Raw genomic sequence first — 22,249 nt, 5'->3', positions numbered from 1 at the left:
AGTTATATAAATTAAACTAAACATTTACACAAAACGGAGAGGACAGAAATAACCTGAAGAAGCGGAGCGTTCGCCTTTATCCCCGGATTTACCCCTTTATAAAAGGAATCAAAAAAATCTGGGGATAACAGCGATCGGAAGGTTGTTCTGTCATCGGAGTGTCCAGTGTAAATATTCTTTAGTTCAACTTATATCGCTACGTGAAGGCCTGGTTACACCAGGAAGAAGGATACACCGAGTATGATATATACCACGAGCAGGAGTAAACCTTCGTACCAATTCGTTGAACCATCTTGGGTAATGGACTTCGCAATAAATACGGATACGCCGATGGCGACTAACTCAATCGTTGTAAATACGATATCCATGGTTCTGCCTGTGAAGTAGCTGACAAAAATCAGTACAGGAGCAACGAAGAGTGCGATCTGTAAACTGCTGCCAACCGCAATCTCAACGGCGGCTCCAATTTTATTTTTCATGGCAAGCATGATGGCTGCACTGTGTTCGGCCGCATTACCGATGATGGCGACAAGGAATGCACCGACAAACAGTTCGCTAAGTCCAAATTCCGAAGTGAATACTTCGAGCGTGCCCACTAGCCATTCACTGACAAAGGCAACCATGACTGTTGCGAGCACCAGGTAGAGAATTGATTTTTTCTTGGACCATGCCGGAGCATGCTCATGGGGTAGCTCTTCATCGCGATCCTCAGTAACGTCTGCAAGGTAGTTCTTATGCGTTACCATGGAGAATAGCAACCACGCAATATACGCGAGAATGAGCAATCCGGCCACGATGAGACTAAGTGTATTGGTGTCTTTCTGTGTAATGGAATGTGTATTGAGAAAGACTGCTGGAATAAACAGGGCAATGATGGCAACAATCATCAAGGAACCATTCAGACCTGCAAGTGAAACATTATAATTCTGAATTTTGAACTTGAGTCCTCCGGCAAAAATACTTAACCCAAGCACTAACAGCAGATTTCCGATGATGGAACCTGTCAGACTTGCTTTGACCATGTCGAAGAGTCCCTCTTTGACGAGGAAAATGGCGATGATCAATTCGGCGGCATTGCCGAAGGTTGCATTCAAGAATCCACCCAGCCGCTGTCCGGCGTAGTGGGCAACATTTTCGGTGGCTTTGCCTAAAAAACCGGCCACAAAAATAACCGAAATGGCTGATATCACGAACTGTAGAATCGAATCCCATTTCAAGTAGTGGGCGATGGCACTGAGTGCAAAGAATGCAATCAGCAAAATGGATGAAATCCGGTTTCTCACAACAAACACCTCGGTTATAAATTATTTTGTTTTGAATTGCATTGTAAATCGCTTATGAGATTATTTTCATATTTCAATATAACCAAGTGGTGGTAGGTTGTAAACGCATCTTTTTGAGTTTAATTTGCTTTTTGGGGTGGAAAGGATTTAAAATACGAGTAACGAAGTGAAGGAGGATGTGGCATGGCAGAACAACTTCAACTGGAGAGCGGAAACATCCGGATTGCCGATGACGTGGTTGCAAAAATTGCCGGAATGGCTGCAATGGAAACACCCGGAATTGCCGCAATGTCTGGAGGATTGTCAGAGGGCTGGGCGAAGCGACTCAGCGGTAAAAACGTACAGAAAGGCGTGAGCGTTGAGGTCGGCCAGCTGGAAGCAGCCATTGACCTGCGCATCATCGTCCTGTACGAAACCCCGATTCATGAAGTTTCCCGTATGCTTCAGCAGAATGTAAGAGAAGCGGTAGAGACCATGACCGGATTACGCGTGGTTGAAGTCAATGTAAAGGTAGAAGGCGTATCTTTCAAAGGCGACGATCTGTAGAAATCGCAATCCGCAATGGAGGACAGAGTCATATTGACCTGTTCTTCATCTTGATAGACAGAGTTTATTCAGTACACAGAAAAAGGCTGCGCATCCATTGGGTGCACAGCCTTTTTTGTGTTGCTTTTTTATCGAATCCGACGGATGGACTCCCGTGAACGAAGAGCAGGAGAGGTACGAGTCTGTGTCTGTACAGTCACGGACTTCGTTTTCTCTTCCTTGATCACGTCCAGATTGTTAGTACGTGAGATACTGAGCAGAATGCCCATGGCAACCATCATCACAAAGAGTGAGGTACCCCCATAACTGATAAATGGAAGCGTGACCCCCGTCACCGGAATGGTCTGAGTTACACCACCAATGTTGATAAATGCCTGAATCGCGATCAGTCCCATGATACCTATGCCGACCAGTGTTCCGAATGGATCGGGACAGCGAAGAGAGACAATGATTCCGCGCCAGATGAAGTACAGGTAAACAAGCAGGAATAATGCACTTCCGATGAATCCGAGTTCTTCCCCAATTACGGAGAAAATAAAGTCATTATACGCATTTGGCAAATAGTGCAGCTTCATCGTACCTTGTCCAATCCCGGAACCTGTCATGCCGCCATCACCAATGGCAACAAGAGAACGGTAGAGGTTAAGACTTCCGCCATTAATATCGGATAATGGATCAAGAAAAGCCTGAATACGTCCGATCTTGTAGTTCTGCTCCGCAGTGACTGCTGTTGTAGCAGTCGTTGTGTCGGAAGGAGACATGGAAGAAAACAGGGAATTCGCTCCAAACGCCAGTGCCCCACCGAGCACAACCAGGAGAATCGAACCCAGGATATGTTTCATACTGGCTCCACCGGCATAGATCAAGAGACCACAGGTAGACACCAGAATGAAGGTGGTACCGAAGTCTGGTTGCAGCATAATCAGCCCTGCGATGAATCCAACGATGAACAAGACGGGAACGTACCCTGTCTTGAAAACCCTGAATTTCTCACCTTTTTTTGTAATAAGAGCAGAGAGATAGAGAATGATAGCAATTTTCGCGAACTCTGCAGGCTGAAGACTGAAACCGAAAATGTGAATCCAGCTTCGTGCACCGTTCAATACTGCACCTGAGATCAAAACAATCACCAGCATGACCGTAGTGAGCAGGAAAAAGGGTGCATAGAGCTTTTTGTACTTGTTGAAGCGGATATTCATGGCAAAAAACATGCCAAATAGACCGATAATCGCCCACATAAGTTGTTTTTTCGTGAAGTAAAGGGCATCATTGTTAAATTTATCGCTTGCGATTGCAATGCTGGAACTGGAGCTGAATACCATCACCAGTCCAAAGCCCACCAACAATAAAGTGAGGATTAGCAGTTGAAAATCCGGCGTGCCTCTCTTCTTTTTCGTTTGGGCCGTTTGTTGTTTCATCGTTTGGCCCAGCCTATGCTTCCAGCAGTTCTTTGAGCTGCTGTAATTTTTCGGCTGCCAGCTTCACGACTGGTTGCGGAACGGAAGAGTCATAATCCAGGCCGTGAGGGAAAGTGGCTTTGCCAAGGTATACTGCTTCAACAGCAAGAACGGTATCCGGTTTTTCCAATTTGCCTTCCACAGCGCGGGTATTAATGCGTACAAAGTATTCTGAGTTGGTTTGTTCATCTTCAATTTTGTAGTCATATGTAGCACGGTAATATTCCCATTGCCACCGGACAAATCCGACTTTCTCGGCGCTCTCATCCAGGTATGCCAAGTCGCTCTTCAAGCCATCCAAGCCTGTATTCTCAAAAATCATAAGCGTTTGATCCTCCTCATAAGCTTCCGAGTATAATTTCTCGAGTATTTCTCTAGTTCATGATAGTATGTTTCCCCTTCCCGTGCAAGCTTTCCGAAGGCGTTTCGTATCGGTTTTCTTCCAATTCTGCTACAATATACAGCAATAGGTTTGAAGAGGAAGGTTCGGGCTTGATCCAAGTCCCGTTCAAGATTGAAAGGGTGGAGAGACATGACTAATAATATATGGTGGGAAGATCTGCAGATCCACATGGTGGAATGGCGGCGTCACCTTCATCGCAATCCCGAGGTTTCCTTTCATGAGGAGAAGACATCTTCTTTTGTAGCGGATATGTTGGAGAGCTTTGGCGTGGAAGTGAGGCGTCATGTTGGTGGTCACGGGGTCATCGGTACCATTCGTGGGGACAAGCCGGGTCCTGTAGTCATGCTGCGAGCTGACATGGACGCACTTCCAATTCAGGATGAGAAGAATATTGAGTATGCATCACAACAAGCAGGAGCGATGCATGCATGCGGCCACGATGGTCATATCTCCATCTTGCTCGGTACGGCATTGTATTTCAGCCGTCACAAGCAGGAGATTCAAGGAGAGATTCGTTTTTTGTTCCAGCCTGCAGAAGAACTGCTGCCGGGCGGTGCAGTTCAGGTCATTGCGGATGGTGCGCTTGAAGGCGTGGATGTCATATATGGCATTCATCTGTGGACCCCGTTGCCTGTAGGTGTAGTTGCCAGTAAAGCAGGACCGATGATGGCGGCGGCGGACGATTTTTACATTGAGATCAAAGGCAAAGGTGGACATGGCGGGATGCCACAATCCACGATAGATAGTCTTATCGCGGGTTCTGCGCTTGTGATGCAGCTTCAGACCGTTGTCAGTCGTTCGGTTGATCCATTGCAACCCGCGGTGCTGACCATTGGTACAATGCAGGCGGGCTCGGCTCAGAATGTAATTGCAGAGCAATGCAAAATGAGCGGTACGGTAAGAACGTTTGATGAAGAGACCCGAAATGGAATGAAAGAGCGCGTGCTTACCATGGTAGCCCAGACAGGGGCAGCATATGGAGCAGAGACGCAAGTGAAATATATTATGGGATATCCGCCTGTGGTGAACAATGAACAGGAGACAGCACGTTTCTTCAGAGAAGCTACAGAATTATTTGGGGCAGAACGAGTGCAAGCATCCCCAATGCTGATGCCAGCGGAAGATTTTGCGTATTATCTGCAGAAGGTTCCAGGGTGCTTTATGTTTGTTGGAGCAGGTAACCCGGATAAAAATGCGATCTATCCACATCATCATCCGATGTTTGATTTTGATGAAGACGCGATGCAGACGGCCGTGAGATTATTTATCGCCATGGCTAAAGGTTACACAGCCGAATGACTTTAGATTCAGTTGGGCATCCTGTTCATACGAAGGTATGGGCAGGATGTTTTTTTGTGGATTTTTATAGAGATTGGACAAAAAGTCCACTTTTCGGTACTGAAAACCAGACTTTTTGAACTTGCACTTAATGTGGTTCATTTTCGGAAGCTACCGGAACTGGACTTTTTTTGTGATAGGAGGAAGGCTCCAAATGGAAGGAACAGAACATATGGTAAGGACAGATGCTTGTATCGTTCAGCGAGATTTTACAGTTTTGCTGGAAGTTGGCCACCCCGGATTCGAAAGAGCAAGAGAGCAGCTTGGGATGTATTCAGAACTGGTTAAGACACCGGCAGCGTTTCATACCTACCGAATCACTCCGCTATCGCTCTGGAATGCGGCTGCGCTGGGATGGAATGCCGATCAGGTCATCGCAAGTCTGGAGCTGATATCTCGCTGGAACGTGCCTGCTGCACTCATACAGGATGTTCGGAGAATCATGGATCAGTATGGCAAATTAAAGCTGCATTCCGAAGCAGATCACACCAGAATGCGTCTTTACAGTGAGGATGAGCGGTTGCTGGATGAATTAAGTGGATTGAAAACGATAGCTGCCTTTCGCATGGAACGCAAGGACGCTCATGAACTTCTGCTCCCAGGAGAACAGCGCGGGTTATTAAAAAGGGAATTAACAAGGTTAGGTTACCCCGTACTTGATTACGTGGGGTATCGGGAGGGAACCAAGCTTTCATTTGATTGGCGGTCTAATGATCCAGGGGACCACTCTGAGCGATTTGCGCTGCGTTCTTACCAGAGAGAGGCTGTGGATGCATTCGAAGGCAGTGAGGGCATGGGAGGAAGTGGTCTACTCGTACTTCCTTGCGGGGCAGGCAAAACGGTCATTGGCATGGCCGTGCTGGAGCGGCTTCAATGTGAATGCCTTATTTTGACGTCCAATACAACGTCTGTGCGACAGTGGATTCAGGAAATTCAAGACAAAACCACGATTACCAGCGAACAGATTGGTGAGTATTCAGGTCAGAAAAAACAGGTGAAACCTGTGACTGTAGCTACATATCAGATTCTTACACACCGGAAATCAAAGGATGCTGATTTTACCCACATCAAACTGCTCAGTGAGCGGCAATGGGGGCTGATCATATATGATGAAGTACATTTGCTGCCAGCACCAGTATTTCGTGCAACTGCGGATATTCAAGCTACGCGAAGACTGGGATTAACGGCTACATTGGTTCGAGAGGATGGCTGTGAACAGGATGTTTTCTCGCTGATTGGTCCGAAGCTCTATGATATGCCGTGGAAACAACTGGAGCAGCAAGGGTGGATTGCTGATGTGCAATGCCAGGAGATACGTATCCCATTTTCCCCGGAACTAAGATCGAATTATCTGCAAGCCGAGGTTAAACATCAATTTCGATTGGCTGCCGAGAATCCGGCGAAGGTAAGTGTAGTCAAGCGTTTGCTGGAACGTCATCGGGATTTGCCTGCGCTAGTGATTGGACAATATCTGGATCAACTTGAGTTGATTGCCCGGGAAATTGAAGCACCTTTGATCTCGGGAACCATGTCACAGCAAGAGCGAATCAAGTGGTTTGCTGCATTTCGACGTGGAGAGATTAAAACGATTGTGGTATCCAAGGTAGCTAATTTTGCTGTGGATTTGCCTGATGCTGCTGTTGCGCTCGAGATATCCGGGAGTTTCGGGTCAAGGCAGGAAGAGGCACAGCGTTTGGGGAGAATTCTGAGACCGAAAGCTGGAGAAAACAAAGCCTATTTCTATGCGCTGGTATCAGAGGATAGTAAGGAACAGGAGTTTGCATTAAACCGTCAGATGTTCTTGGTGGAGCAGGGATATGAATATGCCATCGTTCATGAGAACGAATAGTCCATTTATACTCGCGCAAACAGGAGGGATTGGATATGTCTTTATTTGAACCAATAGATGAGCCGGTGGAACTGAACCTTGATTCATGGTCAAAGCTGTCTTTGGTGGAACAAAAAGTGCTTGGTGCAATTTTTCACAAACATGCCGGTCAGCCTTTTTCCTCCCTCCTGCCGCGAGAACAGTGGGCCATCGAAGGACTAAGTGTCGCAGAAGCCAATTCTTCATTCGCCAGCCTTAGGCAGCAAAAATGGATTGAATCTGTATATAAGAGTTGGGGGGAGCGATTATTCTATATTCCTGCTTCGCTGATGGAGACATTGACGATTGCTTACGCACAAAGAGTGGGCATAACCGTTGAACAGATGGCACAGCATGCTCAAGTACTACAGGAGGGAAAGCCGGATATTGCTGCAGAGCTGCTTCATCTGATCGCGTGGATCGAAAGAGAAGGACTTCCTTTGACAGGGAAGGGCACTATACATAAGAAAAGTGTTCAAAAATTAAGTGTGATCACGGTATTATCTTCGACAGACTTTGAAGGTCTGGGTATCCGATATGAACATTCGGATTTGTATCCGACCCACGTAGCGATCCTTCTCGATCTACTGCTCAGTCTGAATCTGGCTCAGAAGTCAGATGGACGAATTCAGATTGTAGATCATCGATTACAAACATGGTTGAAGCTCTCGTGGAGACAGATGCATCGGGAAATATATCAAGCGTGTATGGAAAGATACGGAGAAGCTGAACCCGCGTTGCAGCATTTCCGTTATCAATTGGCATTGTTTGCTTCAGAAAAAAACATATGGTGCCATATAGAGAATTCGGAATTGAAACCACGGGTTAGGGGCTGGCTCTGCGCACTAGCTGGCTGGGGTTATGGTGACATCGGAGAAGATCAGTCGGGAGCGCTGGCATTCCGTTGGCTGATCGAACCGCATAGCCTGTTATATCGAGAACAAGAGATGGTAAGTGAGGCGGAGCCGTGTGGATTTTACATGCAGCCTGATTTCGAAGTGTTGGTAGCGCCGGAAGCAGGGCCTGATGTAATCTGGATGCTGGAGCAATACGCAGAACGGGTGACGCGTGATCGAATGTCCATCTACCGTTTGACAAGAGAACGATTCATTTCGGCCATAGCCAGAGGGTATGCATTACATGAAGTGATAGAGTTTCTGGATCAATATGCGCTGACAGGCATACCAGATAATGTACGTATTGCGTTAGCAGATTGGGGCAAGGAGACGGATGTTGCACCATTGACTGTAGATAGAAGTATGGAGGTAATGGAGGAAAGTACAGGCTCCGCAGATGATCCGAAGTTATTAGAAAAAGATATGTTGAGCGGTGTATATTCTTCTTTCTACACACCCGATAATCAAGGTCTGGTTGATGTCCCTGCATCTCTGCATGGGTTGGAGCGTGATCATTCTGTCATTGAGAAGAAGTTCTCTCTGTTGGGATTTGAGGAGATACCGGAGACCTGGTACAAGGAGTGGCGTCGATATCATAGTTCAACCGCCCGACAGATTGCTGCCAAAGCCATTGAATGGCAGACCAAGCTGGGGATACAACAGGAAAATCGTACGCAATACCTCATTCCACATCAGGTAGAGGGTCATGAACAATGGACTTTAAGCGGTTGGTGCATGCTGGATTCAAGTGAAAATACATCAGAGACGGAATGGCGTACATTCTCCCCGTCAGAGTGGGATACAATGCGTCTTATCCTGCCAGATGATGTCATAACCTGACTATTTCACGTGAATATCAAGTTGAAAGGCGAATTTTCGAGTTCCCCCTATTTCTAATTGCAGGAAAAACTCTTCTTAACTATTCATGGATATGCTATGATGAGGTAGTCTACGTTAAGTAGAACTTTATATATAGATAGGATGAATATTTCATGAGCGTAGCGGAAATGAACACGGTCGATATGGCCCAAGTGTTAACGGGCGCATATGAACTGGGCGACATGATTAACCAATCTGCCGAAGTATCGGATTATTTATATTGGAAGCAGCAAGTCGAGACTACCCCTGAGATTCAGATGGGGATTCGGAAGCTGAATGCCAAGAAGGAATTGTTTGAAGAAACACAGCGTTTCGGTCATTTTCACCCGGATTATCATGCAGCAAAAGACCAGGTGAAGGCTCTGGAACAGGAGTTGGAAAATTTCGAGGCGGTAATCCGCTTCAAACAGGCAGAGAAGTCCCTGGATGATATGTTATTCCAGATGTCAGAGACCATTGCATTTGCAGTGTCAACGACCATTAAGGTACCGAGCAATGACCCGAATCCGAAGGGCGGCTGCGGTAGTGGCGGCAAGTGTGGTTGCAGTTAAGTAATCATTATAGAAGGGCGGGGAACGATGATGTTTGCGGAAAGGACAGGATTCATTATTTGGGTCAGTGATTTGAAAGCTGCCCGTAATCTCGAAAAATATGGCACCGTGCATTATATCTCCCGCCGTATGCATTATGTAGTCATGTATGTTAATGCAGAACGGGCAGATGATACGATGAAAAATGTGAAGCGACTTTCCTATGTGCGCAAGATCGAACGCTCGTATCGTAATGAGATCAAAACCGAGTATGCCAGCAAAACGATGGACAAAACGAGCTTTTACGGAATATAGAAGAGAAACTGGAGGGACCCTTTGGGGTCGCTCTTTTCTTGAATTATACACAAATTGGCTATTGTGAAAAAAAGTTAAACTTACGCCTTGAGGTTGCGGGACTAATGTTGTAATATATTTGGTAATAAATAGATAGAAAGTCCTATCTGGTGGAGAGTGATTCCCATGCGTGATAAGGTGATGCAACGTTGGAGCACCTACGAGCCGTTTTTCGTGGCTCTTGGAGACAAGAAAGTGGCCGACATCGTCATTACCCATCATGCCAAGATGCGGTATGCAGACCGTATTGAGCCTGCACGTAGTGATGATGACCATATTGCGGCGTGGTTATGGGAGTGTCTGAAGCAGGACCGTATAACACCATACTACCGTAATGAACAGGACGTCTACCTGATTGATGAGGATCTGGTGGTGGTCGCCGAATTTTCCGAACTTGAAGGAGAATATGATATTGCGGGCAACCCGCTGCACAAAATGATTGTAGTTACGTTTCTGGGACGTATGTCGGAGACCATTGAATTAAGGGACCTGAAGTCATATTACTCATGGTTAAGACATTCAAGAAGAATGACGTTGGTCAAAAATAGCCGTAAGCATAAGTAAGCCTGAGTAGATTCAATATGTTGAAATCATAGATTCAAGGATTATCGCATGCAGACAAGCTGCATGCTTTTTTTGTTGCCAAGCGGGAAATCGGCTACAATGTAGAGAGTGTAATCGAAGAGGGGCGAAGATATGAATTTTCACCAATTGCATATTTTTTATACGGTAGCAGAGAAGGGGAGTTTCTCGGCTGCTGCACAAGCATTACATATGACTCAACCGGCAGTAACGATGCAGATTCAATCATTGGAGGACTATTTTGGGACCAAGTTACTGCATCGTTCCACCAAAAAAATAGAATTATCCGAGGCTGGCCGGACGTTATTACCTCATGCGAAACGGAGTGTAGAGCTGGTCAGACAGACGGACGAAGCGATGTCGGCGTTTACCCAGATGTTACAGGGCAGACTCCAGCTGGGAGCCAGCTTAACGATCGGGGAATATGTGCTTCCACGCATGCTCGGACCATTTGCACTTCAATATCCGGATATTTCAATTGTCATGAAAGTGATGAATACAACGCAAATTATGGATGATATATTGAAGCACCAGCTTAATTTTGGTCTGATTGAAGCGCCAGTGCACCACCCGGACATGATTGTGGAGCCTGTCATGCAGGACGAGCTGAAACTGATTGTACCTGCCGGGCATGATTTGGCTAAGCGTAGCAAAGTGAACATTGAGGATGTAATGAATTATCCTTTTGTGTTGCGTGAGAAGGGCTCGGGTACTCGTCAGGTGATGGAAGACCAATTGCAAAAGAAAAAGATTGATCCACAGGATATGAATGTTGTGATGGAACTTGGCAGTACAGGAGCGGTAAAATCGGCCGTAGAGGCAGGGGTAGGCATTACGATGTTATCTCCTTCTTCGGTGCAGCATGAACTGGCTCTGGGACTTGTTCATATTGTGGATATCCGCGGACTCGAATTCAAAAGGCAGTTCTATGCCATCCATCTAAAATCGTCCTTGTTGCCCCTTTCAGCAGTCGCTTTTCTGAATTATCTGCGTCAGCAGGAGCAGCCTGAGTCGGTACATAAGACGGGGAAGGCATGATAGTTGGAAACTTCAATGATAGATAAGATTAATCAATTTTACACAAAGGAGCTGTTGTTCATGGATCAGCGCCAAGGACGCTGTGATCTTCATACGCATAGTCAGGCTTCAGATGGAATGCAGCCACCTGCTGATAATGTGAAGCTTGCCAAACAAAAAGGGCTATCTGCGGTTGCCCTAACAGACCATGATACAGTAGCCGGTGTAGCGGAAGCACAGCAAGCGGGGAAAGAGTACGATATTGATGTTGTTGCCGGAGTGGAGATTAGCACTCGGGCTGGTGGGAAAGATATTCATGTGCTCGGGTATTATGTGAATACAGAGGATGAGCAATTCCTGCAACGGTTGCGGGGATTACGAGAAGCGCGAGATGAGCGCAATCATCTGATTATCGCCAAGCTCCAAGAACTCGGGCTTGATATAAGCTGGCAGGAGGTACTGGATGAGCTGGGACGACCGTTAGAGCCGGATGAGAGTATTGGCAGACCTCATATGGCCGATGTGCTGGTGAAAAAAGGCTACGCTGTTGACATGCGGGATGCATTCGATCAGTATCTTGCTGAAGGCAAGCCAGGCTTCGTATCTGTACCCCGCGTTGCACCAGAGGATGCGTGCGAGTGGATCAGAGCCGCAGGTGGAGCCGCTGTGATTGCCCATCCGGGTCTTTATAATAATGATGAATTGGTGCGACGTATCATCGAAGACTCTCGTCCAGATGGCATTGAGGTGTTTCATTCGGACCATGGCCCGGAAGAGGAACGCAGGTATGGTGAGCTGGCCAAGGAATACGAACTCATTGAAACAGGTGGATCTGATTATCATGGCAAACGGCAAGGTGTTGTTTTCCACGGGGATCTTGGTAGCAAGACCGTAACGGTTGATGTGTTGGAAAGGCTGAAGGCAGCTGCTTCACAGCAAAGGGGAGAGTAAGCGAGACGTTGCAACGCTCTATCTGACTATAATAAATTCTGTATTACTGGCTACATTTTAAGATCGAAGGAGTAAAGGACATGCAAGCATGATAGGGCTGAACCTTCATGTTTGCATGTCCCTTTTTTTGTTCTGAAAATAGTCTATGTAATGGAATAATTTACCCAAGCGCCACGTGTAGCCCCGAGACGTTCGAATAATTGCTGTGCTCGCTCATTGGTCACTGCTGTGATCCAAGACATATATGCACATCCATGGTCACGCGTATATTGTTGACAGTGTGCAAATAATTTAGCTTCTGCTTCGCCCTCTCTGAATATTTCCGTAACAAATAGGTCATTCATGATGGCGACACGCTCTGCTTTCATCGTGCTGTATGTAAAGAACAGGGTGGAAAATCCGATAAGCTTCCCGTCCTCTTCTGCCACAAATTGAGCACCGATCTGCTGATTAAGCAGGTTGTTGATCAGAAGCTGGATGGATTGATCACCAGGCCAGGGGTTGTTGTAGAATCCCACCACATAGTCATGCATTAATGCCATCAGTGGTTTCAAATCATCAGGTTGCGTTTCTCTGATAAGTATGGTCATGGTACACTTCCTTAAAAGTAATTTATATTTCTTAGGGTTGAATTATTATACACATAAATGAATTAATATTCAATAAAAGCGAAAAATAGGTTGAGCTTCAACTATCATTCAAACAAGTAATGCAACCATAAAAATCCCCTGAACCGTTAATGGTCAGGGGATTTTTCTATTGTTACTGTTACATCGCACCTTATGAGCTAAGCATACTATCCATTTTTAATCGTGGATGGCAGACTTTTGATCAATTCATCATTTGGCGTGACAAACAAGGTCTTCTGATGATCATAGATCACAAAACCAGGCTTCGCACCACTTGGTTTGCGTACATGACGGATAAATGTGTAATCCACAGGCACACTGCTGGATTCCTTGGCTTGGCTGAAATAGGCAGCAAGCTGTGCTGCTTCTTCCAATGTAGCTTCACCAAAGTCCGTACTGCGAATAACGACATGTGAACCTGGAATGTCTTTGGTATGCAGCCAGGTGTCGTTGGAAGAAGCGAGACGGTTGGTCACGTACTCATTTTGCAGGTTGTTTTTGCCCACAAGAATATCAATCCCCTCGGAGGAGGTGAACTGGTGTACGGTTGGACGGTCACTTTTCTTCTTCTTTTTACCCTTTTTATTCCGGTCACGAAGGTATCCTTGCTGTACAAGCTCATCCCGTATTTCCTCAATATCGTTCATCGATGCAATGGAGAGCTGCTGTAACAGGTTATCGAGGTAGTCAATCTCGTCTTTGGTTTTGCCAAGCTGCTCATGAATGACAGCCAGACTGTTCTTGTATTTGTTATACCGCTTGAAATAACGTTGTGCGTTGTCAGATGGTGTAAGCAGTGGATCAAGCTGAATGGTAATGTTGGCTTGGTCTTCATCGTAGAAGTTCACAAGCTCCACGCTCTTGTCCCCTTTGTGAACCTGATGCAGGGAGGCAAACAGCAACTCGCCCCATAGTCTGAACTTGTCCGCATCGTCTGCTTCCAGCAGGTCCTTGTTCAGGTTGTCCAGCTTTTTGATGTTTTTGCTTCGCTCATTCTGCAGAAAACGGAGCAGATCACTTACTCTCTGTTTTACCGTGTCCCGTTCAGCCTTGTCTCCGTAATAATCTTCCATGCACTTGCTCATCGTGTCATAGATTTTCTCCAGATCCTGAATGCTCTGAAGATGAACGGCCGAGAAAATCATTTTGCCTTTGGCGTTTGTTCCGGTTACAGGCGTGTAGATATGATCTCTGACAGGCCCCATCACGGCTTCAAAAGCGTTCCAGATTTCACCAGCCTCAACTAGGCTCTCACCCTCCACCACAGCCTGAGTGCTCACGGTGCCTTCAGCAGCAATCCCACGGGCGGCAATCTCTCCCGCAATTAACGGGCTAAGACCGCTAAAGGAGTTCACAAGCCAGCGTGATGCATCTTCTTCAGCGGCATGATAGCTGTCCTCGAATGCTGTACGACTCACTTCGAGCGGATTACTTTTATGTTGCTCGGGTGGGGCAGTATACGCGAATCCAGGCATGATTACCCGGTAGCTACTGATGGAAGGAGTCACATGATGAATGCCATCCAGAATCGTTCCTGTAACAGGATCAAGCAAAATAATATTACTGTGACGCCCCATCAATTCAATGATGATCCGTTTAACCGAAACATCCCCCAGTTCGTCGCGCTGGCGCACATTGATGTGGATAATACGCTCCATGCCAATCTGATGGATCTCCTCAATGATTGCACCTTCACAGTGCTTGCGGAGCAACATGCAGAACATGGGTGCTTCCGTAGGGTTAAGGAATGTTTTTTCCGTATAATGCACACGGGGATAGGTTGGGCTTGCCGAAACAAGCAATTTACTATTTCCGCGCTGAGCACGCAGGGTGAGAACTACGTCATGGCCATTCGGCTGATGGATTTTGCTGATACGTCCACCAATGCAGCCTTGCAGTTCATGAACAATGGCCCGTGTTACAATGCCGTCCAATGCCATTTTTTCCACTTCCTCTCTCTATCGAGCATCTGCATTTATCATGCCAAATGCTTCATCTATATAACTGAAACGTGCAACCAGGTATGTAAAAAAAACAAGGACTGGCTACAGATTCTTCGTTGCTTGCCTGTTGAACGCTGGAATTGGTACTGCGCAGAACATCGCAGACTTTTATTTTAGCCTATTCTGTCCATCAGGGAAAGGATTCACCTTCCGGGTGCTAATCACAGACCTGTCCGAATACATATAGAGCAGGTAGTTTGTCCGGCATAGTGTACAGCCTGTCGACCAGCGCGCCGGTGAGTCATGAGCTTATTTTGCAGATGAAATACAGACTGGGAGGGAAACTTGAAGCATGGAACATACCAAGTGGCATCAACTTAGTGATGAAGAGCTTCGTAACACTCTTGGCGTCAGCCCGCAGGAAGGATTGACGGATGAAGCTGTAGCAGAGAAGAGGAAAGTGGTCGGTTCGAATGAGCTGAGCGAGGGGAAACGCATATCTCCAATTACATTGCTCTTGAATCAGTTCAAGGATTTTATGGTGCTGGTGTTGATGGGAGCAACGTTGGTATCCGGATTACTGGGTGAGTATCTGGATGCGGTAACGATTGTGGCTATTATCGTACTGAATGCAATTCTGGGGTTTGTACAGGAATTCCGGGCTGAACGATCTCTTCGTGCATTAAAACAGTTGTCTGCACCTCTTGCCAAAGTGCTTCGTTCAGGCCAGGAAGTACACCTTGCCGCCAAACAACTTGTCCCCGGGGATATTATTATGGTGGAGAGTGGGGACCGCATACCCGCTGATGTGCGCTGGCTGCAAACGAACAGTCTGGATGTCGAGGAGTCGGCACTTACCGGGGAATCGGTTCCTGTAAGCAAACATTGCCTTCCGATTGCGGACGAGGACGTTCCGCTGGGTGATCAGAAGAATATTGGTTTTATGGGTACCATGGTTACTCGTGGCACAGCCAAAGGTGTGGTTATCCGTACGGGGATGGAGACCGAGATGGGCAAAATCGCCGATCTGATCCAAAATACGGAGGAGCAAGAAACACCTTTACAGCACAGGCTGGAGCAATTGGGCAAAATTCTGATTTTTGTCGCATTGGGATTAACCATTATGGTTGTCGTCGCAGGGATATTGCACGGACAACCAGCCGTTGGCATGTTTCTGGCTGGGGTCAGCCTCGCGGTGGCTGCCATACCAGAGGGTCTGCCGGCCATTGTAACCATTGCACTCGCACTAGGCGTACAGCGTATGATCAAACGTAAAGCCATTGTACGCAAACTGCCTTCCGTCGAAACTCTTGGCTGTGCATCTGTAATCTGTTCGGATAAGACTGGTACGCTCACCCAGAACAAGATGACGGTAACGGATGTGTGGCTGGAGGGACGTAACATCAAGGTTACCGGGGATGGTTACGCACCTGAAGGGCAGATGCTGGAGAACGGTCGTATGGTGGAACTGAAGAGTGACCAGTCCCTGCGCAGAATGCTTCAGATTAGTGCGCTTTGCAACAATGCGAGTATTGTGGAAAGTGTTGCAAGCGAGGTGGGGAGCAAGAAAAAGGGTAAGGATACCAAAAAAGACGGCAAGAAAAACACGAAAAAAGGTGACCTCAAAGAAGAAACCGTTCAACGAGATAATGTATTCTGGGAGCTGAAAGGTGATCCGACGGAAGGGGCACTCGTCACACTGGCCTCCAAAATGGGGCTTACTCCATCCGGACTCAAAGAGTTGTATGCCCGCCAGCAGGAATTCCCGTTTGATTCGGAGCGAAAACGCATGTCGGTCCTCGTTCATCATCAGGGAGGCCGAATGATCTACACCAAAGGTGCACCGGATGTGTTGATCGGACACTGCAGTTATATTTTGTGGGAAGGCAAGGTCGTACCTTTCACTGGAACGCTGCGACAGAAAGTGATGGCAGCTAACGAGAGCATGGCCGGAGCGGCACTGCGTGTCCTCGGAATGGCCTATCGTGAAGTGCGGCCGGAAGAAAAAGTGGCTGACGAACACGCCGCCGAGAGTCAGCTTGTCTTCGTAGGACTTGCAGGTATGATAGATCCACCGCGTCGTGAAGTGCGAGATGCAATTGCAACATGCCGCAAAGCAGGCATTCGTACCGTCATGATCACAGGTGATCATGGAACAACGGCAGAAGCCATTGCGCATCAGTTGGGGATTCTTCCACGCGGAGGCGCATCGTTAAGTGGTCAGCAACTGGCAGGCATGACAGACGAGCAACTGGATAAACAGGTAGAGGGCATATATGTGTTCTCAAGAGTGTCTCCTGAACACAAGCTTCGTATCGTGAAATCGTTACAACGCAAAGGGCATGTCGTCGCGATGACGGGTGATGGAGTCAATGATGCTCCAGCCATTAAAGCGGCTGACATCGGGATTGCGATGGGCATCACAGGCACAGATGTGACGAAGGAAGCTTCGGCGCTCATTCTGAGTGATGATAACTTCTCAACGATCGTGGCTGCGATTGAAGAAGGCCGTAATATTTATGAGAACATTCGCAAGTTTATCCGTTATTTGCTGGCATCAAACGTGGGCGAAATATTGACAATGTTCTTTGCAATGATGATGGGCTTGCCGCTACCACTCGTACCTATCCAGATTCTGTGGGTTAACCTGGTGACGGATGGTTTGCCTGCAATGGCGCTCGGGGTAGACCAGCCGGAGAAAGATTTGATGGAACACAAACCCCGTGGAGCCAAGGAAAACATTTTTGCCCGCAGACTGGGTTGGAAAATCGTCAGCCGGGGTGTGTTGATTGGATTGTGCACACTCGGAGCGTTCTGGCTTACCTTACAGGCTGCACCGGAGAATCCGGGTCAACTCATCAAGGCACAGTCTGTAGCTTTTGCTACACTCGTTTTGGCGCAACTTATCCATGTTTTTGATTGCCGTAGTTCACGGTCCATCTTCCACCGGAATCCTTTACAGAACAAATATCTGGTTCTTGCGGTTATTTCATCGGTTGTACTGATGCTGGTTGTCATGTACGTTGAACCATTGCAGCCGATCTTCAAAACCGTACCTCTGGGATTGCGTGAATGGGCGCTCTGTATCGTTGCTGCAGGCATTCCAACGTTCCTTATGGGCGCAGGCAGCGTGTGGGGTGGTCGTCGTAACCGCCGCCGTATGGGTGGTTCTGGCCGCTTCGTACCGAAAAGTACAAAGTTTTCAGCATAAAATCAATACCTTTTACTGACCCATTTCGTTATGCTATCCTCAAAATGATTCAAAGCGGAAGCTTTGGCATTTTTGCAGGATAGCTTTTTTGTGTAAATGTTGAATATGAATTTCTATGGTAATCCTGTAGAAGAGCAAGAATATAGCTTTGGCAGCAGACTGCCAAAAGGAGTGGGCAAGATTATGGAATTTACGAAAATGCATGGACTTGGTAACGATTTTATCGTTGTATTTGGTGAAAAGGAGCTTCCGGCAGATGCGGCAGAACTGGCTGTGAAATGGTGCAACCGTTTCTTTGGCATCGGTGCGGATGGTCTGGTTTATATACTGCCTTCGGAGAAAGCGGACTTTCAGATGCGTATCATGAATTCGGACGGTTCGGAAGCAGAGCAGTGCGGTAATGCCATTCGCTGTGTATCCAAATACGTATACGATCATGGTCACGTGAACCAGGAGCAGATCACCATTGAAACGATTGGTGCAGGGGTACAACCTGTGAGTCTCAACATTCGTGATGGTAAAGTGGAAACGGTACGTGTCGACATGGGTGAGCCGATCTTGAATGGTCTTCAAGTGCCTACAACGGTGGATGCCAACCCGGTGGTTGATCACTACATTGAAGCGAATGGACATGCGTTCAAATTCACTGCCGTATCCATGGGTAACCCACATGCGGTTATCTATGTAGATGACGCTGTGAATTTTGACCTCACGACTTGGGGACCCCTTCTTGAAGTGCATCCGATGTTTCCAAAAAAAATCAATGTGGAATTCGCCACAGTTCGTGACCGTGGATATGTGGACATGCGTGTATGGGAACGCGGAGCGGGTCCAACACTTGCTTGTGGAACCGGAGCTTGTGCGACACTGGTATCCTCTGTCCTGAACGGACATACAGATCGTACAGCTGTCATCAGCCTCAAGGGTGGGGATCTCCACATTGAGTGGAATGAAGCTGACAATCATGTGTACATGACTGGACCTGCTGAAGTTGTTTTTAAAGGAATCACTTCATAAAAAGTGAAAGGTTTAACCAAAGGGGCCTGTGGGCCTCTTTTTTTGTCAAAAAGGATAGGTCGTGTCTCCTGTACAGAGACATATTGGGGGCTGTATGGCAAGAAAGTCCATATGAGCTGGATACTCATTAAAAACCTGTGTTTTTCTTCGTTTTTTAGCGTTTTTTGTGTTACATTAGTATGTAAATGATCACAGCTAGGCGGGGGGAAATGGGATGAAGGCGGATTTGCGCAAAGTTATGCAGGAACGGGTTCTCGTTGGAGATGGGGCCATGGGAACATTTCTGTACCAAATGGGGTTCCCGGTGGGGATTTCATATGAAGAATTAAACTTGATTTCACCTGAAGTAGTGGCGGATGTACATCGCCGTTATCGGGATGCAGGTACAGAAATATTTGAAACAAATACGTATTCTGCCAATTACGACAAGTTGTCCAAGTTCGGTCTGGAGTCCAAGGTGGAGGACGTGAACCGTGCCGGCGTACGCATTGCCAAAGAGGTAGCTGGGGATACCGGTTATGTGCTTGGTGCAGTTGGTTCCATTCGAGGTGGCAAGCGGACAAACGTGTCAACGAGTGAACTGAAACGCTTTTATCAACAACAGATCTTTGCACTGCTTGATGAAGGCGTGGATGGCATTTTGCTTGAAACCTTCTATGATATCGAGGAAATGGATATTGCCCTTTTGCAAGCGCGCAAGCTGAGTGATCTGCCCGTGATTGGACAGTTCGCGGTAGAGGATGTAGGGCATACACTGGACGGATATACAATGCCTGAAGCCTTCCGGATCATGCGGGAGCAGGGGGCGGACGTCATTGGTTTTAACTGTCGCTCAGGTCCAAACGGAATTATGCGTGCCATGGAAACCGTCTCGGGACGAATTGGTATTCCAATGTCCGTCTACCCGAACGCGGGTGCCGCAGATTATGTGGATGGTCAGTTCCGTTATGGTGCGACTCCGGAGTACTTTGGTCAGACGGCAGTGCAATTTGCCGAACTGGGTGCTCGTATTATCGGCGGTTGCTGTGGTACGACACCTGATCATATTACCGCTATGAAGGAGGCGCTTGCTGACTATGTGCCTTCGCCCATTCTGGAGCCTGATCCGTCAGAGTCCAAACCGCGTATTGTGTTGCATGAACATGTGGATGAGCGTTCCGGACGTGGCGGACAGCCTACGATTGTTGATCTGGTCAAGCATCGTCACACCGTTATCGTTGAACTTGACCCGCCGCGTGACTTGGACATTGCCAAGTTCATGAAAGGTGCCGAGACATTAAAAGCAGCAGGAGCTGATGCCCTGACACTGGCGGATAATTCACTCGCGGTTACACGCATGAGCAACATGGCGCTGGGTCACCTCGTTCAGGATCGCACGGGCCTTCGTCCACTGGTGCATATTGCCTGCCGTGACCGGAATCTGATTGGAACGCAGTCCCACATGATGGGGTTTGATGCTCTGGGCATTAATCATGTATTGGCTGTAACAGGAGATCCTGCAAGATTTGGTGATCTGCCGGGTTCAAGCTCGGTATACGATCTGACTTCTTTTGAAATCATACGCATGATCAAACAGTTGAACGATGGAGTGGCTTTCTCAGGTAAACCGCTGAAGCAAAAAGCGGGTTTTGTCATCGGAGCAGCATTTAATCCCAATGTGAAATATTTGGAGAAAGCTGTACAACGTCTGGAGAAGAAAATTGCCTCTGGCGCTGATTACATCATGACACAACCGATCTATGATCCTGAGTTGATTGTAGCAATGCACGAAGCGACCAAACATCTGGATGTGCCCATTTTTGTAGGTGTAATGCCGCTAGCGAGTGGACGGAATGCAGAGTATCTGCACAACGAGGTTCCCGGAATTCAGCTTTCAGATGAAGTGCGTTCCCGCATGGCAGGTCTGGAAGGCGAAGAAGGCCGTGCAATGGGGGTAAAAATTGCCAAAGAACTGCTGGATGTAGCAACAGCACATTTCAAAGGCATCTATCTCATGACACCGTTTATGTTCTACGGGATGACGGCCGAACTGACTCAATACGTATGGGAGAAGTCGGAGCATCAATGTCCTACTTGTTTCAACCCTAATAATCAATTACAATAGTAAAACGGATGTGATGCCGATGTCATTCAGTATGACCGGATACGGTCAATCCGCCTTTCATTTTGGCGGCTATAAGGTACAATTAGAGATCAAATCTGTTAATCATCGTTATTGCGAAGTGATGATGCGTCTGCCAAGAGAGTGGACGTATTATGAAGACGGTTTGAGGAAAATCGTACAGAGTCGTTTGAAACGTGGGCGGATTGATGTTTATGTAATGAAAGAAAAAGAGGAAGACCAGGCTCTTCCCGCTGTTCTGAATGAACAGACGGTCAGGGCCTATCTGCAGGCTGCAGAGCAACTGGAGACCCAATATGGAATGCAGGGCAAACCAAGTATTGTGGATATGCTTGGTCTGCCGGACGTCATGGTTCATTCGGATGGGACAAGTTCCATTCCCGAAGAGCAGAAGGACGAATGGGAGCGAGTTCTGCAGGAAGGATTGAAAGAGGCTCTGTCCAGCCTTGAACAGATGCGCGCTCGCGAGGGTCTTCATCTGGCCAGTGATCTGGAACGGCGGATTACCCGTCTGGAGTCACTGCATACCGAGATGCTTGATCTTGCACCGACTGTGGTAAGTGATTACCGCAACAAGCTAAGACAGAGGCTTACGGAAATGCAGGAAGAAGGCTCTTTCCCTTTTGATGAGCATAAATTGGGTATGGAAATTGCAATGTTTGCCGATCGTTCTAACATAGAAGAGGAGCTTACGCGTCTACAGAGTCACTTTGGACAGAGCAGGGAACTGCTGAAGAGTGATGAACCCGTAGGTCGTAAGTTGGACTTTCTAATTCAAGAGATGAATCGGGAAGTCAATACGATTGGATCAAAAGCCAACCATTTGGCTCTGGTGAATCGTGTTGTCGAGATGAAGGCAGAGCTGGAGAAGATTCGCGAGCAAGCGGCGAATATCGAATGAACAGCCATATTTCGGCAAAAGAGTCGCATGTATAGGGGGAAGAACCTGATTATGGCAATCAAACTCATTAACATTGGATTCGGTAACATCGTATCGGCGAACCGGATTATATCCATCGTGAGTCCGGAATCGGCGCCGATCAAGAGAATTATACAAGAGGCAAGAGATCGTCACATGCTGATTGATGCAACGTACGGAAGACGTACTCGTGCCGTAATTATTACGGATAGCGATCATGTCATTTTGTCTGCAGTTCAGCCTGAGACGGTCGCCCATCGTCTTTCTTCGAAAGATGATGATAACGACGAATAAAATGGAGTGTA

At 47.2% G+C, this 22,249-nt stretch carries 19 protein-coding genes; 14 read left to right on the top strand and 5 right to left on the bottom strand.

Translation table 11 applies throughout. The features are described 5' to 3' along the window. Positions 1-212: 212 nt before the first annotated feature. The gene (gene cax / locus MKY66_RS20210; RefSeq protein WP_036674882.1) at positions 213-1,283 is read right to left on the bottom strand and encodes a calcium/proton exchanger; all 1,071 of its coding nucleotides are present in this window, start codon (positions 1,281-1,283) and stop codon (positions 213-215) included. 183 nt (positions 1,284-1,466) lie between these two features. Between cax and MKY66_RS20205 the strand changes: the two genes are divergently transcribed. Continuing rightward, positions 1,467-1,829, top strand: a complete 363-nt coding sequence (locus tag MKY66_RS20205; protein WP_017687428.1) for an Asp23/Gls24 family envelope stress response protein — start codon at positions 1,467-1,469, stop codon at positions 1,827-1,829. A gap of 128 nt (positions 1,830-1,957) precedes the next feature. Here MKY66_RS20205 and ftsW read toward each other — a convergent pair whose 3' ends face one another. Together ftsW and MKY66_RS20195 are read right to left on the bottom strand one after the other, a co-directional pair. After that, complete coding sequence (gene ftsW, locus MKY66_RS20200) at positions 1,958-3,247, bottom strand: putative lipid II flippase FtsW (protein WP_076211402.1); 1,290 nt, start codon at positions 3,245-3,247, stop codon at positions 1,958-1,960. Positions 3,248-3,260: 13 nt separating this feature from the next. After that, positions 3,261-3,608 (bottom strand): YugN family protein, encoded by a 348-nt coding sequence (locus tag MKY66_RS20195; protein WP_074095774.1) that lies wholly within the window; start codon positions 3,606-3,608, stop codon positions 3,261-3,263. Positions 3,609-3,818: 210 nt separating this feature from the next. Here MKY66_RS20195 and MKY66_RS20190 point away from each other — a divergent pair, with 210 nt between their 5' ends. The 8 genes from MKY66_RS20190 (at position 3,819) to MKY66_RS20155 (ending at position 12,103) form a co-directional block, all read left to right on the top strand. Beyond that, the gene (locus MKY66_RS20190; protein ID WP_076211400.1) at positions 3,819-4,988 is read left to right on the top strand and encodes a M20 family metallopeptidase; all 1,170 of its coding nucleotides are present in this window, start codon (positions 3,819-3,821) and stop codon (positions 4,986-4,988) included. Between the two features lie 193 nt (positions 4,989-5,181). Continuing rightward, on the top strand, positions 5,182-6,876 hold the full coding sequence (locus tag MKY66_RS20185; RefSeq protein WP_083657082.1) for a DNA repair helicase XPB: 1,695 nt from the start codon (positions 5,182-5,184) through the stop codon (positions 6,874-6,876). 35 nt (positions 6,877-6,911) lie between these two features. Next, the gene (locus MKY66_RS20180; RefSeq protein ID WP_076211399.1) at positions 6,912-8,630 is read left to right on the top strand and encodes a helicase-associated domain-containing protein; all 1,719 of its coding nucleotides are present in this window, start codon (positions 6,912-6,914) and stop codon (positions 8,628-8,630) included. 152 nt (positions 8,631-8,782) lie between these two features. After that, positions 8,783-9,220: a YlbF family regulator gene (locus MKY66_RS20175; RefSeq protein WP_036614642.1), complete on the top strand. Its 438-nt coding sequence runs from the start codon at positions 8,783-8,785 to the stop codon at positions 9,218-9,220. Between the two features lie 30 nt (positions 9,221-9,250). Continuing rightward, complete coding sequence (locus MKY66_RS20170; protein ID WP_026080981.1) at positions 9,251-9,514, top strand: YlbG family protein; 264 nt, start codon at positions 9,251-9,253, stop codon at positions 9,512-9,514. A gap of 165 nt (positions 9,515-9,679) precedes the next feature. Next, complete coding sequence (locus tag MKY66_RS20165) at positions 9,680-10,117, top strand: hypothetical protein (protein WP_017687436.1); 438 nt, start codon at positions 9,680-9,682, stop codon at positions 10,115-10,117. 132 nt (positions 10,118-10,249) lie between these two features. Further along, the gene (locus MKY66_RS20160; protein WP_076211396.1) at positions 10,250-11,173 is read left to right on the top strand and encodes a selenium metabolism-associated LysR family transcriptional regulator; all 924 of its coding nucleotides are present in this window, start codon (positions 10,250-10,252) and stop codon (positions 11,171-11,173) included. Between the two features lie 60 nt (positions 11,174-11,233). Continuing rightward, positions 11,234-12,103 (top strand): PHP domain-containing protein, encoded by an 870-nt coding sequence (locus tag MKY66_RS20155; RefSeq protein WP_076211395.1) that lies wholly within the window; start codon positions 11,234-11,236, stop codon positions 12,101-12,103. Positions 12,104-12,246: 143 nt separating this feature from the next. Here the strand turns inward: MKY66_RS20155 and MKY66_RS20150 are convergent, their stop codons facing one another. Then, positions 12,247-12,693 carry a GNAT family N-acetyltransferase gene (locus MKY66_RS20150; protein ID WP_076211393.1) on the bottom strand — a complete coding sequence of 149 codons (447 nt, stop codon included), beginning with the start codon at positions 12,691-12,693 and terminating at the stop codon, positions 12,247-12,249. 206 nt (positions 12,694-12,899) lie between these two features. After that, complete coding sequence (locus MKY66_RS20145; RefSeq protein WP_076211391.1) at positions 12,900-14,672, bottom strand: NFACT RNA binding domain-containing protein; 1,773 nt, start codon at positions 14,670-14,672, stop codon at positions 12,900-12,902. 355 nt (positions 14,673-15,027) lie between these two features. Here MKY66_RS20145 and MKY66_RS20140 point away from each other — a divergent pair, with 355 nt between their 5' ends. From MKY66_RS20140 to MKY66_RS20120, 5 genes are all read left to right on the top strand, one after another. Continuing rightward, positions 15,028-17,886: a calcium-translocating P-type ATPase, SERCA-type gene (locus tag MKY66_RS20140; protein ID WP_076211390.1), complete on the top strand. Its 2,859-nt coding sequence runs from the start codon at positions 15,028-15,030 to the stop codon at positions 17,884-17,886. A gap of 183 nt (positions 17,887-18,069) precedes the next feature. Beyond that, positions 18,070-18,903, top strand: coding sequence for a diaminopimelate epimerase (gene dapF / locus MKY66_RS20135; RefSeq protein WP_036614947.1), 834 nt, complete (start codon positions 18,070-18,072; stop codon positions 18,901-18,903). A gap of 214 nt (positions 18,904-19,117) precedes the next feature. Next, positions 19,118-21,007 (top strand): bifunctional homocysteine S-methyltransferase/methylenetetrahydrofolate reductase, encoded by a 1,890-nt coding sequence (locus MKY66_RS20130; protein WP_076211388.1) that lies wholly within the window; start codon positions 19,118-19,120, stop codon positions 21,005-21,007. A 19-nt stretch (positions 21,008-21,026) separates the two neighbouring features. After that, complete coding sequence (locus tag MKY66_RS20125) at positions 21,027-21,926, top strand: YicC/YloC family endoribonuclease (protein WP_076211386.1); 900 nt, start codon at positions 21,027-21,029, stop codon at positions 21,924-21,926. A 51-nt stretch (positions 21,927-21,977) separates the two neighbouring features. Beyond that, the gene (locus tag MKY66_RS20120; RefSeq protein WP_006209218.1) at positions 21,978-22,238 is read left to right on the top strand and encodes a DUF370 domain-containing protein; all 261 of its coding nucleotides are present in this window, start codon (positions 21,978-21,980) and stop codon (positions 22,236-22,238) included. Positions 22,239-22,249 lie beyond the last annotated feature (11 nt).

The sequence above is a fragment of the Paenibacillus sp. FSL R5-0766 genome (genome assembly GCF_037971845.1).
GTDB lineage: Bacteria > Bacillota > Bacilli > Paenibacillales > Paenibacillaceae > Paenibacillus.
This window is presented reverse-complemented; position numbering and strand designations above follow the sequence as displayed.

Excerpts from the sequence above, each read along its gene's own strand:
- MKY66_RS20205 (WP_017687428.1), top strand. The coding sequence starts at position 1,467 with ATGGCAGAACAACTTCAACTGGAGAGCGGAAACATCCGGATTGCCGAT.
- dapF (WP_036614947.1), top strand. The coding sequence starts at position 18,070 with ATGGAATTTACGAAAATGCATGGACTTGGTAACGATTTTATCGTTGTA.
- MKY66_RS20170 (WP_026080981.1), top strand. The coding sequence starts at position 9,251 with ATGTTTGCGGAAAGGACAGGATTCATTATTTGGGTCAGTGATTTGAAA.
- MKY66_RS20175 (WP_036614642.1), top strand. The coding sequence starts at position 8,783 with ATGAGCGTAGCGGAAATGAACACGGTCGATATGGCCCAAGTGTTAACG.
- MKY66_RS20130 (WP_076211388.1), top strand. The coding sequence starts at position 19,118 with ATGAAGGCGGATTTGCGCAAAGTTATGCAGGAACGGGTTCTCGTTGGA.
- MKY66_RS20180 (WP_076211399.1), top strand. The coding sequence starts at position 6,912 with ATGTCTTTATTTGAACCAATAGATGAGCCGGTGGAACTGAACCTTGAT.
- MKY66_RS20155 (WP_076211395.1), top strand. The coding sequence starts at position 11,234 with ATGGATCAGCGCCAAGGACGCTGTGATCTTCATACGCATAGTCAGGCT.
- ftsW (WP_076211402.1), bottom strand. The coding sequence starts at position 3,247 with ATGAAACAACAAACGGCCCAAACGAAAAAGAAGAGAGGCACGCCGGAT.
- MKY66_RS20190 (WP_076211400.1), top strand. The coding sequence starts at position 3,819 with ATGACTAATAATATATGGTGGGAAGATCTGCAGATCCACATGGTGGAA.
- MKY66_RS20140 (WP_076211390.1), top strand. The coding sequence starts at position 15,028 with ATGGAACATACCAAGTGGCATCAACTTAGTGATGAAGAGCTTCGTAAC.
- MKY66_RS20125 (WP_076211386.1), top strand. The coding sequence starts at position 21,027 with ATGTCATTCAGTATGACCGGATACGGTCAATCCGCCTTTCATTTTGGC.
- MKY66_RS20160 (WP_076211396.1), top strand. The coding sequence starts at position 10,250 with ATGAATTTTCACCAATTGCATATTTTTTATACGGTAGCAGAGAAGGGG.
- MKY66_RS20185 (WP_083657082.1), top strand. The coding sequence starts at position 5,182 with ATGGAAGGAACAGAACATATGGTAAGGACAGATGCTTGTATCGTTCAG.
- MKY66_RS20145 (WP_076211391.1), bottom strand. The coding sequence starts at position 14,672 with ATGGCATTGGACGGCATTGTAACACGGGCCATTGTTCATGAACTGCAA.
- MKY66_RS20150 (WP_076211393.1), bottom strand. The coding sequence starts at position 12,693 with ATGACCATACTTATCAGAGAAACGCAACCTGATGATTTGAAACCACTG.
- MKY66_RS20120 (WP_006209218.1), top strand. The coding sequence starts at position 21,978 with ATGGCAATCAAACTCATTAACATTGGATTCGGTAACATCGTATCGGCG.
- MKY66_RS20195 (WP_074095774.1), bottom strand. The coding sequence starts at position 3,608 with ATGATTTTTGAGAATACAGGCTTGGATGGCTTGAAGAGCGACTTGGCA.
- MKY66_RS20165 (WP_017687436.1), top strand. The coding sequence starts at position 9,680 with ATGCGTGATAAGGTGATGCAACGTTGGAGCACCTACGAGCCGTTTTTC.